This window comes from Rhizobium sp. BK379, from assembly GCF_014193955.1.
Taxonomy (GTDB): Bacteria; Pseudomonadota; Alphaproteobacteria; order Rhizobiales; family Rhizobiaceae; genus Rhizobium.
On the sequence record NZ_JACIAD010000003.1, the window covers coordinates 356,004 to 368,294 of the forward strand.

11 protein-coding genes are annotated in these 12,291 nt (G+C 59.5%); 4 read left to right on the top strand and 7 right to left on the bottom strand.

Going from position 1 to position 12,291, the window contains the following annotated elements:
• Both araD and FHT93_RS18025 read left to right on the top strand, forming a co-directional pair.
• Nucleotides 1-1,737 carry an L-arabinonate dehydratase gene (gene araD, locus FHT93_RS18020; RefSeq protein ID WP_183848715.1) on the top strand — a complete coding sequence of 579 codons (1,737 nt, stop codon included), beginning with the start codon at nucleotides 1-3 and terminating at the stop codon, nucleotides 1,735-1,737.
• Between the two features lie 17 nt (nucleotides 1,738-1,754).
• The gene (locus tag FHT93_RS18025) at nucleotides 1,755-2,477 is read left to right on the top strand and encodes a ribonuclease activity regulator RraA (protein WP_183848717.1); all 723 of its coding nucleotides are present in this window, start codon (nucleotides 1,755-1,757) and stop codon (nucleotides 2,475-2,477) included.
• Nucleotides 2,478-2,505: 28 nt separating this feature from the next.
• On the opposite strand, the gene FHT93_RS18030 is transcribed toward FHT93_RS18025, so the two are convergent.
• The 7 genes from FHT93_RS18030 to ltnD form a co-directional block, all read right to left on the bottom strand.
• Nucleotides 2,506-3,405: a carbohydrate ABC transporter permease gene (locus FHT93_RS18030; protein ID WP_183848719.1), complete on the bottom strand. Its 900-nt coding sequence runs from the start codon at nucleotides 3,403-3,405 to the stop codon at nucleotides 2,506-2,508.
• 11 nt (nucleotides 3,406-3,416) lie between these two features.
• Entirely contained in the window at nucleotides 3,417-4,349 is a 933-nt protein-coding gene (locus tag FHT93_RS18035) for a sugar ABC transporter permease (RefSeq protein ID WP_112972434.1), read from the bottom strand.
• 81 nt (nucleotides 4,350-4,430) lie between these two features.
• Complete coding sequence (locus tag FHT93_RS18040) at nucleotides 4,431-5,735, bottom strand: ABC transporter substrate-binding protein (protein WP_113017089.1); 1,305 nt, start codon at nucleotides 5,733-5,735, stop codon at nucleotides 4,431-4,433.
• Between the two features lie 151 nt (nucleotides 5,736-5,886).
• Nucleotides 5,887-6,954, bottom strand: coding sequence for a sn-glycerol-3-phosphate ABC transporter ATP-binding protein UgpC (gene ugpC, locus FHT93_RS18045; RefSeq protein ID WP_112542545.1), 1,068 nt, complete (start codon nucleotides 6,952-6,954; stop codon nucleotides 5,887-5,889).
• 78 nt (nucleotides 6,955-7,032) lie between these two features.
• Entirely contained in the window at nucleotides 7,033-7,806 is a 774-nt protein-coding gene (locus tag FHT93_RS18050) for an SDR family oxidoreductase (RefSeq protein ID WP_183848721.1), read from the bottom strand.
• Nucleotides 7,803-8,789 (bottom strand): D-erythronate dehydrogenase, encoded by a 987-nt coding sequence (gene denD / locus FHT93_RS18055; RefSeq protein WP_112972436.1) that lies wholly within the window; start codon nucleotides 8,787-8,789, stop codon nucleotides 7,803-7,805. Before denD ends, FHT93_RS18050 begins: the two co-directional genes overlap by 4 nt.
• A gap of 270 nt (nucleotides 8,790-9,059) precedes the next feature.
• The gene (gene ltnD / locus FHT93_RS18060) at nucleotides 9,060-9,965 is read right to left on the bottom strand and encodes an L-threonate dehydrogenase (RefSeq protein WP_210299322.1); all 906 of its coding nucleotides are present in this window, start codon (nucleotides 9,963-9,965) and stop codon (nucleotides 9,060-9,062) included.
• Between the two features lie 237 nt (nucleotides 9,966-10,202).
• On the opposite strand from ltnD, the gene FHT93_RS18065 reads away from it, so the two are divergent.
• Together FHT93_RS18065 and FHT93_RS18070 are read left to right on the top strand one after the other, a co-directional pair.
• Nucleotides 10,203-11,159: a LacI family DNA-binding transcriptional regulator gene (locus FHT93_RS18065; RefSeq protein ID WP_246781640.1), complete on the top strand. Its 957-nt coding sequence runs from the start codon at nucleotides 10,203-10,205 to the stop codon at nucleotides 11,157-11,159.
• A 158-nt stretch (nucleotides 11,160-11,317) separates the two neighbouring features.
• Nucleotides 11,318-12,241, top strand: a complete 924-nt coding sequence (locus tag FHT93_RS18070) for an ArsR family transcriptional regulator (protein ID WP_018114644.1) — start codon at nucleotides 11,318-11,320, stop codon at nucleotides 12,239-12,241.
• The last annotated feature ends 50 nt before the right edge of the window (nucleotides 12,242-12,291 follow it).

The window sequence follows — 12,291 nt, forward strand, 5'->3', positions numbered from 1 at the left end:
ATGAATGTCAGGAGAAGCCCTTCCACGCTGCGCAGCGCCAGATGGTTCGCGCCCGACGACCTCAGAAGTTCGGGACACCGCTCCCGCACCATGCAGATGGGATATGCGCCGGAGGAATGGTCGGGCAAGCCCGTCATCGCCATCCTCAATACCTGGTCCGACGCCAACCCATGCCATGCGCATTTCAAGCATCGCGTCGAGGATGTGAAGCGTGGCATCTTCCAGGCGGGCGGCTTCCCGCTCGAACTGCCGGCGCTGTCGCTGTCGGAAAGCTACGTCAAGCCGACGACCATGCTCTATCGCAACATGCTCGCCATGGAGGCAGAAGAACTGCTGCGCTCACATCCGGTCGATGGCACGGTGCTGATGGGTGGCTGCGACAAGACGACGCCCGGGCTTATCATGGGTGCGCTCAGCATGGGGCTGCCGATGATCTATTTGCCAGCAGGCCCGATGCTGCGCGGCAACTATCGCGGTGAATATCTGGGCTCCGGTTCGGATGCATGGAAATTCTGGGACGAGCGGCGGGCCGGCACGATTTCCGAAGCCGAATGGGTCGAAGTGGAGGCCGGGATCGCCCGCTCCTATGGCCATTGCATGACCATGGGCACGGCAAGCACGATGACGGCGATCGCCGAAGCGCTTGGGCTGACGCTGCCGGGTGCAAGTTCCATTCCCGCTGCCGATTCCAACCATATCCGCATGTCGTCGGCAGTCGGCCGTCGCATTGTCGAGATGGTGTGGGAGGATCTTGTGCCGACGAAGATCGTCACCCGGACGGCAGTGAATAACGCAGTGACGGTAGCCATGGCGACGGGCTGTTCCACCAACGCGATCGTGCATCTGGTCGCGATGGCACGCCGGGCCGGCATACCGCTGACGCTCGACGATCTCGATCACGCCGGCCGCGCGACGCCTGTGCTCGCCAATATACGCCCAACCGGCAAGACCTATCTGATGGAGGACTTTTATTACGCGGGCGGCCTGAGGGCGCTGATGGCAAAGCTCTCGTCCAAGCTAGATCTCTCGACGATGACGGTGACCGGCGTAACTCTCGGCGAAACGCTCGACGGGGCCAGATGCTACAACGACGATGTCATCCGCTCGCTCGAGGATCCCCTCTATCATGAAGGGTCGCTGGCGGTGCTGAAGGGCAATCTTGCGCCGACCGGCGCCGTCATCAAGCCGGCTGCTTGCGATCCGCGCTTCCACAAGCATGAAGGTCCTGCCCTCGTCTTCGACAGCTATCCGGACATGAAGCGAGCCGTCGACGACGAAAGCCTCGATATCACCCCTGATCATGTCATGGTTCTGCGCGGCGCAGGCCCGCAAGGCGGCCCCGGCATGCCGGAATGGGGCATGCTTCCGATGCCGAAGGCGCTGCTGAAGAAAGGCTACCGCGATATGCTGCGGCTTTCGGACGCGCGCATGAGTGGCACGAGCTACGGCGCCTGCGTGCTCCATATATCCCCGGAATCGCACGTCGGTGGCCCGCTCGCCCTGTTGAAGACTGGAGACATTGTTCGCCTCGATCTCGAAGCCCGCCGCATCGACATGCTTGTCGATGATGAGGAACTGGCCAGCCGCCGCGCCGCCTGGGTCAAGCCGCCAGAGAAATTCGGCCGCGGTTATGGCTGGATGTTTGCCCGCCACATCGCCCAGGCCGATACGGGCTGCGATTTCGATTTTCTGGAAACCGGTTTTGGCCCCGCCCCCGGCGAGCCGGATATCTATTGATTTCAGGAGGACAAGATATGACCACCACTTTGAGCGAGCAAACGCGTGAGAAGCTGAAAAGCGTTTCGACCGCAACGCTTTGTACCGCTCTTTTCAAACGCGGCCTGCGCAACCAGTTCATCCAGGACGTGCGCCCGCTCTCACCGAAGAAGACTAACATGGTCGGCCAGGCTTTCACGCTGCGCTATATTCCGGCGCGCGAAGACCTGAACACGCTCGATGTTTTCCGCAATCCGGAACATCCCCAACGCGCAGCCGTGGAACGCTGCCCGCCAGGCGCAGTACTGATCATGGATAGCCGGCGGGACGCGCGTGCGGCCTCCGCCGGCTCGATTCTCGTCTCGCGCCTGCAGGTGCGCGGCGTTGCCGGTGTCGTGACCGACGGTGGTTTCCGTGACAGTCCTGAAATCGCCGGGCTCGATATCCCTGCCTATCACCACCGGCCGTCAGCGCCAACAAACCTGACCCTGCATCAGGCAATCGAGATCGATGTCCCAATCGGCTGCGGCGATGTTCCTGTCTTCCCGGGCGACGTGGTGGTCGGCGACAATGAGGGCGTGGTGGTCATCCCCCTGCATCTTGCCGAGGAGATTGCCGACGAGGCCGTCGAGATGACGGCCTACGAGGATTTCGTCACCGAGGAGGTGCTCGCCGGCGCGACCATCATCGGGCTCTATCCGGCAACCAGCGAAGCGCCGCGCGCAAAGTTCGCTGAATGGCGGAAGAGGAATAAACGGTAGGCTCGGCAAGGGGCAGCTTCTGCCCCTTTCATTCCTTGACCGCCCCGGTCATCGACGAGACGTAATAGTCCACGAAGAACGAATAGAGGATGACGACGGGCAGCGAACCGAACAGAGCTCCCGCCATCAGCGATCCCCATTCGAACACATCGCCACGCACCAACTCCGTCAGCACACCAACGGGGATCGTCTTGTTCTCCGACGACTGGATGAAGGTCAGGGCGTAGATGAACTCGTTCCAAGACAGGGTGAAGGCGAAAATGCCGGCCGAGATCAGGCCGGGCACTGCCAATGGCAGAATGATCTTCGTCAGGATCTGCCAGCGATTGGCGCCGTCCACCAGTGCGCTTTCCTCGAGCTCGAACGGGATCGAGCGGAAGTAACCCATCAGAAGCCATGTGCAGAAGGGAATGAGGAAGGTCGGATAGGTGAAGATCAGCGCGAGCCGCGAGTCATAGATGCCGAGCTTGAAAACGATGAAGGCAAGCGGAATGAACAGGATCGATGGCGGTACGAGATAGGCAAGGAAGATGACGAGGCCGATAGAACGGGAGCCGGTAAAGCGCACGCGCTCGATCGCATAGGCGCCGAAGACCGACGCCACAAGCGACAGGAAGGTCGAGCAGACGGCGACAAGGATCGTGTTCCACATCCAGCCCGGATAGGACGTTTCGAAGAACAGATATTTGATATGATCAAGCGTCGGCCCAACCACCCAGAACGGGCTGTAATTGCTATAGTCTGTCAGCTGTTCGTTTGGCTTCACCGCGGTGATCGCCATCCAGTAGAACGGGAAGAGCAGCACGAAGACGAAGACCGCCATCGGCAGATAGAGCATCACCATCCGCCGCGGCAGGCGGTTCAGATAGCTCATGCCCTCGGCATTATCGGTCAGGACGACGTTGGCGGTATTGGAATTGGTCGACATTGTTTTTCTCCCTAGTCCTGGCCGCCCTGCTGCCATTTGCGGCGTTGCAGACCGAAGAAGCTGAACATGATCGCTCCAAGCAGGAACGGGATCATGGCGACGGCGATCGCAGCACCCTCGCCGAGCTGGCCGCCGGGAATGCCGCGTTGGAAGGACAATGTCGCCATCAGATGCGTGGCGTTCACCGGGCCACCCTTGGTCAGCACGTAGATGAGCTGGAAATCGGTGAAAGTGAAAAGCACCGAGAATGTCATCACGACCGCGATGATCGGCGTCAGCATCGGCAGCGTCACATAGCGGAAGCGCTGCCAGCTGGTCGCCCCGTCAAGTGAGGCGGCCTCCTGCAGAGAGGCTGGAATGGTCTGCAGGCCGGCAAGCAGCGAGATCGCCACGAAGGGAATGCCGCGCCACACGTTGGCAATAATGACGGAAATGCGCGCATTGGTGGGATCACCGAGGAAGTTGATCGGCGCATCGATCAGGCCAAGCTGCATCAGCGACCACGATATGATCGAAAACTGGGAATCGTAGATCCACCAGAAGGCAAGGGCCGACAGCACGGTAGGCACGACCCAGGGCAGAAGCACGATCGCGCGGAAAAAACTTTTGAACGGCAGATGCTGGTTCAGGAGCAGCGCCAGCCAGAGGCCAAGGGCAAACTTCAGCAGCGATGCGATGAAGGTATAGAGGACGGTGTTGAAGACCGACAGCCAGAAGACGTTGTCGTCCATCAGGTATTGATAGTTCTCCAGCCCGATGAAGATACCGTCGCGGCCAATGCGCGTATCGGTGAAGCCAAGCCAGACACCAAGCCCCAGCGGATAGGTCAGGAAGCAGACCAGGAAGACCGCCGCCGGCAGCATGAACAGGAATCCGAGCACGTTATTGTTCTGCAGGAGCGCGGACGTCGGCGCGCGCGCATCCCCGGAATTCACCGTCGACATTGCTTATCTCCAGATTGCTGTAGATTTCAGGCTTGCGGCACGCCGGTTTCCGGCATGCCGCTTGTCTTGGAAAATGCGGGATCAGACGCGGTAGTAGCGGTTCGCCCGGCGCTCGGCCTCTTTCATCGCATCTTCCGGCGACATCTGGCCGGTAACCGCGGCGGCATACATGTCGACCAGAACATAGTCGGCCATGGTGGCAGCCGAGGCATAGCCGAGCGGGCCGGCATAGCCGTTCGGACGCAGCTTTTCCGAGGCGCGTGCGTAAGGCGCATGGATCGGATCGGCAGTCCAGATCGGGTTCTTGGCGAATTCCTTGAGCGGCTGGCAGCAATAGGCGCTGGAACCCTGGATCCAGGCATTCATCTGATCGGCTTCCATCATGAACTTGATGTAGGCCTTCGCGGCTTCCGGATATTTGCTGTGCTTGAACAGAAGCAATGAACTCGTCTGGCAAAGCTCGACGCTCTGGCCAACCGGGCCGATCGGGAAGTTCGTCGTGCGAATGTCCTTGGTGATTTCTGCGAGCTTGGGATCGTTCTTGGCGGTGTAATAGACCGACACACCATTGGCGATCAGCGAAACCTGGCCGGCAAGGAAGGCGCGGTTGTTGTTGACGTCCTGCCAGCTTTCCGTGCCCGGAATGAAGGTCGCATAGAGTTCCTTGGCGTAGTTGATCGACGCCAGCGTTTCCGGGCTGTTGATCGTCACCTTGCCGCCTTCGTCGACCATCTTGCCGCCGTGGCTCCAGAGCAGCCAATGGGCATAGTTGTTGCCGTCACCAACGGCCTTGCCATGCGGGAAGCCGGCAGGCGTGCCCTTTGCCTTCATGGCCTTGCAAAGCTCCAGGAAGCCGGCAGTGTCCTTGGGAAATTCGCTGAAGCCAGCCGCCTTCACATGGCTGTCGCGATAGACGACGGCATTGCCGATCGCCGTCAGCGGCATGGCAATGAACGTATCGCCGCGTGAGGCATAACCTTTGACCCCATCGTACCAGCCGCCATATTTGTTGCCGAGATAGTTGGCGAGTTCGGTCAGGTCGACGAGTTTGTCCGGATATTGGTGAGCATCATCGAACCAGCACATGATGAGGTCAGGCCCGGAACCGACATTGGCCGCAACAGCAGCCTTCGGGCGAATGTCCTCCCAGCTCTCCTTGTCGATACGGACCTCGACACCGGTTGCCTCCGTGAATTTCTTGGTATTTGCAAGCCAGGCCTCCTCATCGCCTTTCACGAAGGGTGTCCAGCGAAGCAGGCGCAGGCTCGCTCCACTTTCCGGCGTGTAGGTCGGCTCTGCCTGTGCGAAAGACGGCCTGATGCCGAGACCGGCGACGCCGGCCGCTGCTGCCGAAGCGGCAAGAAATTCACGTCTCTTGATCGTCATTATATTCCTCCTCCTGGAAAAAGCGGGAGAGAATTCTCCGACATTCATCTCCCGCTTGATGAACGACGGTACCTGCATCCTGAAAATGGGATGCCAGCCATCTGGCGAATGGGCGGGAAGACTCCTCCTCTGCCGCGCCCCGCCTGAAGGCTTAATTGGTCAATCTCTGGCCGCCTTCTGCATCGAAGAGATGAACATGCGAGGCGTCGATCATCACATGCAGGCTTTCGCCCGGCCGTGCATTGACGCGTTCGCGAAAGACACAGTTGAGATCTGTGCCGCCAAGCTTCAAAGTGAGATGTGTTTCGTAACCGGTCGGCTCTATGACGACGATCTCACCTGGCAGGCCGCCGGCATCGAGCACGATATATTCAGGCCGAAGCCCATAGACGAGGTCACGTCCTTTAGCGCTTTCCGGCGCATTGGCGACCGGAAGCGCCGTGCCGTCAGCGGTGATAAAACGCGCTGCATTCTCGGGATCGAGCCTGCCCTTGATCATGTTCATTGCAGGCGAGCCTATGAAGCCGCCGACGAAGAGATTGGCCGGCTTGTCGTAGAGTTCCAAAGGCGAACCGACCTGCTCGACGATCCCGTCATGCATGACGACGATCTTGTCGGCCATGGTCATCGCTTCGATTTGGTCGTGGGTGACGTAGACGGTAGTGGTCTTCAACCGCTGGTGCAGCTCCTTGATCTCGGCTCGCATGGCGACGCGCAGCTTCGCATCCAGATTGGAGAGCGGCTCATCGAAAAGGAAGACTTCCGGATCGCGCACGATGGCGCGGCCCATGGCGACACGCTGGCGCTGGCCGCCGGAAAGCTGGCGTGGATAACGGTCGAGCAGCGCATCGAGCCCGAGAATGCCGGCGGCATATTTCACCCGCTTTTCGGCTTCGGCCTTCGGCGCCTTGTTGAGCATCAGCGAAAAGCCCATGTTCTGCTGCACCGTCATGTGCGGATAGAGCGCGTAGTTCTGGAAGACCATGGCGATGTCGCGATCCTTCGGCGGCAAGGTGTTCACCACCCGCCCGCCGATCCGGATTTCGCCCGCGGAGATGTTTTCCAGCCCCGCCAGCATGCGCAGCAGCGTGGACTTGCCACAGCCTGACGGGCCGACGAGAATGACGAATTCACCATCGGCAATATCGATGTTCACGCCTTTGATGACCGGAAATGCGCCGAATGATTTGCGCACTTCCGCGAATTGAACACCTGCCATACTCCCTCCTCCCAGATATCGAGCATCACATGATATGTATTCGTATTCTCATGCTTTTCGCTGGCGCAGGACCGCTGGTCACCCGCGCCCGACGAAGGGCATCTTGGTCGCCATCACGGTCATCGTCAGCACGTTGGCGCTGAGCGGCAGGCCCGCCATATAGACGACCGCATCGGCGATATGTTTGGGATCAATCGTCTCCTCCACGGCAGTCGTGCCATTGGCCTGAAGAACGCCGGTGGCCATTCTTTTCGTCATGTCGCTTGCCGCATTGCCGATATCGATCTGGCCGCACGCAATATCGAATTCGCGACCGTCGAGAGCGGCCGATTTCGTCAGTCCGGTGATTGCATGCTTGGTCGCCGTATAGGGCGCGGAATTCGGACGTGGCGTCGTTGCCGAAACCGAGCCGTTGTTGATGATGCGGCCGCCACGCGGCATCTGACCCTTCATCAGCCTGAACGCCTGCTGCGTGCAGAGAAAGGCGCCTGTCAGATTGGCCGATACGACGGCGCTCCAGTCTTCGAAAGATACGTCCTCCAACGATATCCCCGGCGCCGAGACACCGGCATTGTTGACTAGGAGATCGAGGCGGCCATACCGATTTTCGATCGCATCGAACAATGCTCTGACTGAAAGCGGATCGCCGACATCGGCGCGGATTGCGGTAACTTCTGCACCTGTCTCGCTGGCGAGTTCGGCGGCGGCTTTTTCGAGAATCTCGGCACGTCGCCCCGAAATGACCACTTTGTAGTCCGCAGTCCCCAGTCCTCTTGCGATTGCGCGGCCAACACCCGTGCCTCCGCCAGTCACAAGGGCAATCTTCGACTGCTCGCCGGAACTCCCGCTCATGCAACCCTCCCGCCGAGTTCGTCCTCGATATGCACCTGCAGGATCTCGTCGAAGCTCGTCTCCGCCGTAAAGCCGAGCTCGGACGCTCGCTTCGCATCGAATTGGGTGGGCCAGCCGGCGACGATCCGTTCGATCACCGGGTCACGCTCGCGCTTGATCAAGGCAACCGCCTTGTCGCCCGCAACCCGGCGCAGGGCATCGATTTCCTCCGAAACCAGCGCCGAGAGACCCGGCATGGTCAGGTTGCGCCGCGACCCCACTTTTGCCGTATCGATTTTTGCAGCATGAATGAAGAAACCAACCGCCGCCCTCGGACTTGCGAACCAGTGCCGGACGCCATCGCCGACCGGCAGCACGGCCGGCTTGCCGGCGAGCGGCTCACGCAGAATATTGGAGAAGAAACCGGATGCGGCCTTGTTCGGTGCGCCAGGGCGCACGCAGATCGTCGGCAGGCGAATGCCGACGCCATCGAAAATCCCGCGACGCGAGTAGTCTGCAAGCAGCAACTCGGCGATGGCTTTCTGGGTTCCGTAACTTGTCAGGGGCGTGGAGAAGAACTCGTCCGGAATGACATCAGGGAACGGCGTGCCGAACACCGCAATGGAGGAAGCAAACACGACACGCGGCATATAGTGAGATTTCAGACCCTCTTGGCGGATTGCGTCGAACAGTGCGCGCGTCCCATCGAGATTGACGGCATAGCCCTTATCGAAATCCGCTTCCGCCTCGCCTGAAACGATCGCCGCCAGATGAAAGATCAGATCCGGCCGGGCCTCGATCAGCTTGTCGGCAACACCCGCCCGGGCAAGATCGAACGTCATGGCGTTTGACAGGGACTGAAGGGCTTCGGGTACCGGCGGCTGAAATGCATCGACCAGCGTCAATCGACTAATCGTAGTGCCGAGCGCGTCAGGTTCGCGGGCAATTCTTTCGACCAGCTTGCGGCCGACCATGCCTGCCGCACCCAAAATCATCACATGCATGTCTGCTTACCTCCCAGCGCCGCCGGTCTCGTTCTTCGAGACGACCTCGTGTCAGATCGGAACCCGTTCTCCCCGGTTGGATTCCGCGCGTCACACCAAGCGCAACGCCATCTATTCCTTCAAGTTTTCCAAAGTCCGGCCCGATACGCAGGAACGTTACCGACCAGATAAAATCAAACAAAACCGCAACCTGCAGGTCAACTTTCCTTGCATGATCTGCGGGTGGTAGCAATCGAACATAAGTCTCATGTCTCCTTTGCCCAGTGCCTGTCAGCGAATAACAGTCATGCCCGGCAGGACGACGCCGCTCTTTTCGGCAAGGACCTTTGCCACGGCGGCATCATCCTCCTTGCCGAGACCGGCTTCGGCTGCCTGCTGGAAGAGCGAGAGCGCGGTCGAAGCTAGGGGAGTGGCGACGCCTGCCCGCTCTGCCTCAGAGGCGACGATGCCGAGATCCTTGACGAAGATGTCCACCGCCGAGCGCGGTGTATAGTCTCCCGAGACGATATGTTCGCCCCGGTTCTCGAACATCCAGGAGGAGCCTGCCGAAACCCGCAGGACCTCGTAAAGCGTCTTCAGGTCGATCCCGGTCTTGGCTGCAAACGTCATCGCCTCGGCCGCCACGGCGATATGCACCCCGGCCAGCAGCTGGTTGATCATCTTCACCTGCGAACCGGGGCCGGGCCTGTCTCCCAGCCGGAAGACCTTGCCGGAGACCGCATCGAGCGCCGGTTGCGCGCGCGCAAAAGCCTCCGGCGAGCCAGAGCCCATAACGACCATCTCGCCGGAAAGCGCCTTGGCGTGGCCGCCCGAAACCGGCGCATCGACGACAAGCATGCCGGCAGCTTCCAGCCGGTCGGCAATCGCGACTGTGGCGCTCGGCGCCATGGTCGCGCTGAGCAGAAAGACGGTGCCGGCGCGAGCCGTCTCCAGCGCACCGCCCGGCCCGAACAACACATCCTCGGCCTGACTGCTGTTGACGACGAACACGAACACCACATCGGCTTCCGCTGTCGCTTTGGACGGTGTCTCGCAGGATTTGCCGCCCGCTTCCGAAAAGCGCTGCAACACATCCGACCGGACGTCACATCCGTGGACGATAAAACCCGCCCTCAAAAGCGACAGGGCAGCGCCCCATCCCATCGATCCAAGGCCGATGACCGCTGCTGTCCGCATGTCCTGCACAGCTCCTCCTCCAACGTGGAATGCCAGCGTTGAGTACGGTGTTATCGATACCGGTATCGATAACAAGCCTCAATTTCGTAACATATGTCAAGCGTCGGCAATTCCTCTTTTTGCGAAATCGGCTTATGATTTATGCGCGTGTGCTGGTGTCGGCACTGATCGGGGGACCCCTTGGGGATACGCAAATCCACTCTGGAAGAGGTTGCCGCTGCGGCCGGCGTGAGCAAGATGACTGTATCCCGAGCGCTGCGTGGTGCACCTGACGTCTCCGCACAAACTCGCCAGAGAGTGCTGACGGCGACGGAACAGCTCGGTTACGTCGGCAATCGGCTTGCCCTTTCATTGTCGTCACAGAAAACCAATCTCGTCGCCGTCGTGGTGCCGAGCATGTCCAATATCGTCTTTCCCGAGGTGCTCGCAGGCATTTCGACCGGGCTCGAAGGGTCCGGAATGCAGGCGGTCTTCGGGCTCTCAGACTATGATAGCCGCAAGGAACGGGACGTTATCAGGGACATGCTGTCCTGGCGGCCGAGCGCCATTATCGTCACCGGTCTCGACCAGCCCGAAGATACGGTGAGAATGTTGAAAAGCGCCGATATTCCCGTCATTCAGATCATGGATCTCGATGGTACGCCGATCGATTTCAATGTCGGCCTGTCGCACGGAAAGGCAGGCGAGGAAATGGCGAGAGCGCTGATTGCCTCCGGCCGAAAGCGTTTCGGCTATATCGGCAGTGCGCTGGAGCGGGACCTGCGTGCCGCAAAACGCAAGGCCGGCTTCGAGCGCGCCCTGCATGAAAACGGCCTCGCCATCATCGGGCAAAGGCTGGGTGATACCCTTTCCTCCGTCAGTCTCGGCAAATATCTGACACAGCAGTTGCTGCGTGACGAGCCGAACCTCGACTGTATCTATTATTCCAATGACGACATGGCCGCGGGGGGTGCATTTGCCGGCATCGAGGCCTCCCGGACTGACGACATTCTGATGGCGGGTTTCAACGGCCTTGAACTCGCGGCTGCGCTTCCCGTGAGGATCGCTACATCCAAATCGCCACGTCGTCTGATCGGTGAAGTCGCAGCACGTCTGGCATGCGGCTCCATGGCGCCGGATATTCCGTCGAGCGGCAAGATCACCGCCTTCGTTCCCGAGATTACGGGTATTGTACCGGGCAACTCCGGTTCGTAACTCCGGCTTGCCAACCGACGTGGTTTTGCGGAGAGACGCCCTTGTCAATTTCAACGAATGCTGAGATTTAAATCAGGGAAGTCGATCTATATCCACGCACGGCTTGCTATATCAGCATTGTCGATATAAATCGATGTGTGATGCAGCATGGAGAAGCCATGGAACGCTCGTTTTTGACGATCGATGCCGGAGTCAATGACACCGTAATCAAAGCTCTCTCGGCGCCTGGGCGCCTGCAACTCCTTAAACTTTTGTGTTCAAAAGGCCCCATGAACGTCAACGACATGGCCCGGGCTCTGTCGTTGCCGCAGTCCACCGTCGCAACCGGAATTCAAATTCTCGAAGAGGTAGGATTGGTCGAATCCCGCCTCGCCAAAGGCCGGAAGGGCAATCAGAAGATCTGCTCCGCGGTTTATGACGAAATCCTCATCAGCTTTGAGGACAAGTCCGTCAACAAGGCGGATGACGTCATCGAGGTCGAGATGCCGGTTGGGCTCTACACGAGCTGCGATATCCACGCCCCATGCGGCCTTTGCTCCAGTGACAGTGTAATCGGCTTGCTCGATGTTCCCGATTATTTCCTTGATCCACAGCGCATGCAGGCCGGTCTTGTGTGGTTCGGGAGGGGTTATGTCGAATACAAATTCCCGAACAATGCCAAGGTTTTGAACAAGGACGTGCGCGCCATTGAATTCTCGATGGAACTGTCTTCGGAAGTACCCGGGACCAATCCCGATTGGCCCTCCGACATCACGATCTGGGTCAATGGAATACCGGTCGGCACCTGGACTTCTCCGGGCGATTACGGTGACAAGCGCGGTGCTCACACACCTGCCTGGTGGAAGCTGGAAGGCTCTCAGTACGGCAAGTTGAAGACCTGGCGTATCTCCACACGAGGCACATTCATCGACGGCATCTCAACCTCCAACGTCACGGTGGAAGACCTTGCTCTCGCGCAGCATTCCTCGATCCGTCTGCGGATCGGCATTGCCGAGAACGCCAGCCATACCGGTGGCGTGAACATATTTGGCCGCGGATTTGGGAATCATGGCCGCGACATTGTTATGCGCCTCTATATTTAATGAACAATATCGGAAATCCTGATTTCGAAGGCTCGAGAAATTTTTGGCCG

What these genes read in the sequence shown, in the direction of transcription:
- FHT93_RS18040 (WP_113017089.1), bottom strand. Translation starts at nt 5,735, where the DNA reads ATGACGATCAAGAGACGTGAATTTCTTGCCGCTTCGGCAGCAGCGGCC.
- FHT93_RS18035 (WP_112972434.1), bottom strand. Translation starts at nt 4,349, where the DNA reads ATGTCGACGGTGAATTCCGGGGATGCGCGCGCGCCGACGTCCGCGCTC.
- ugpC (WP_112542545.1), bottom strand. Translation starts at nt 6,954, where the DNA reads ATGGCAGGTGTTCAATTCGCGGAAGTGCGCAAATCATTCGGCGCATTT.
- FHT93_RS18065 (WP_246781640.1), top strand. Translation starts at nt 10,203, where the DNA reads ATGACTGTATCCCGAGCGCTGCGTGGTGCACCTGACGTCTCCGCACAA.
- araD (WP_183848715.1), top strand. Translation starts at nt 1, where the DNA reads ATGAATGTCAGGAGAAGCCCTTCCACGCTGCGCAGCGCCAGATGGTTC.
- FHT93_RS18070 (WP_018114644.1), top strand. Translation starts at nt 11,318, where the DNA reads ATGGAACGCTCGTTTTTGACGATCGATGCCGGAGTCAATGACACCGTA.
- FHT93_RS18050 (WP_183848721.1), bottom strand. Translation starts at nt 7,806, where the DNA reads ATGAGCGGGAGTTCCGGCGAGCAGTCGAAGATTGCCCTTGTGACTGGC.
- FHT93_RS18030 (WP_183848719.1), bottom strand. Translation starts at nt 3,405, where the DNA reads ATGTCGACCAATTCCAATACCGCCAACGTCGTCCTGACCGATAATGCC.
- ltnD (WP_210299322.1), bottom strand. Translation starts at nt 9,965, where the DNA reads ATGCGGACAGCAGCGGTCATCGGCCTTGGATCGATGGGATGGGGCGCT.
- denD (WP_112972436.1), bottom strand. Translation starts at nt 8,789, where the DNA reads ATGCATGTGATGATTTTGGGTGCGGCAGGCATGGTCGGCCGCAAGCTG.
- FHT93_RS18025 (WP_183848717.1), top strand. Translation starts at nt 1,755, where the DNA reads ATGACCACCACTTTGAGCGAGCAAACGCGTGAGAAGCTGAAAAGCGTT.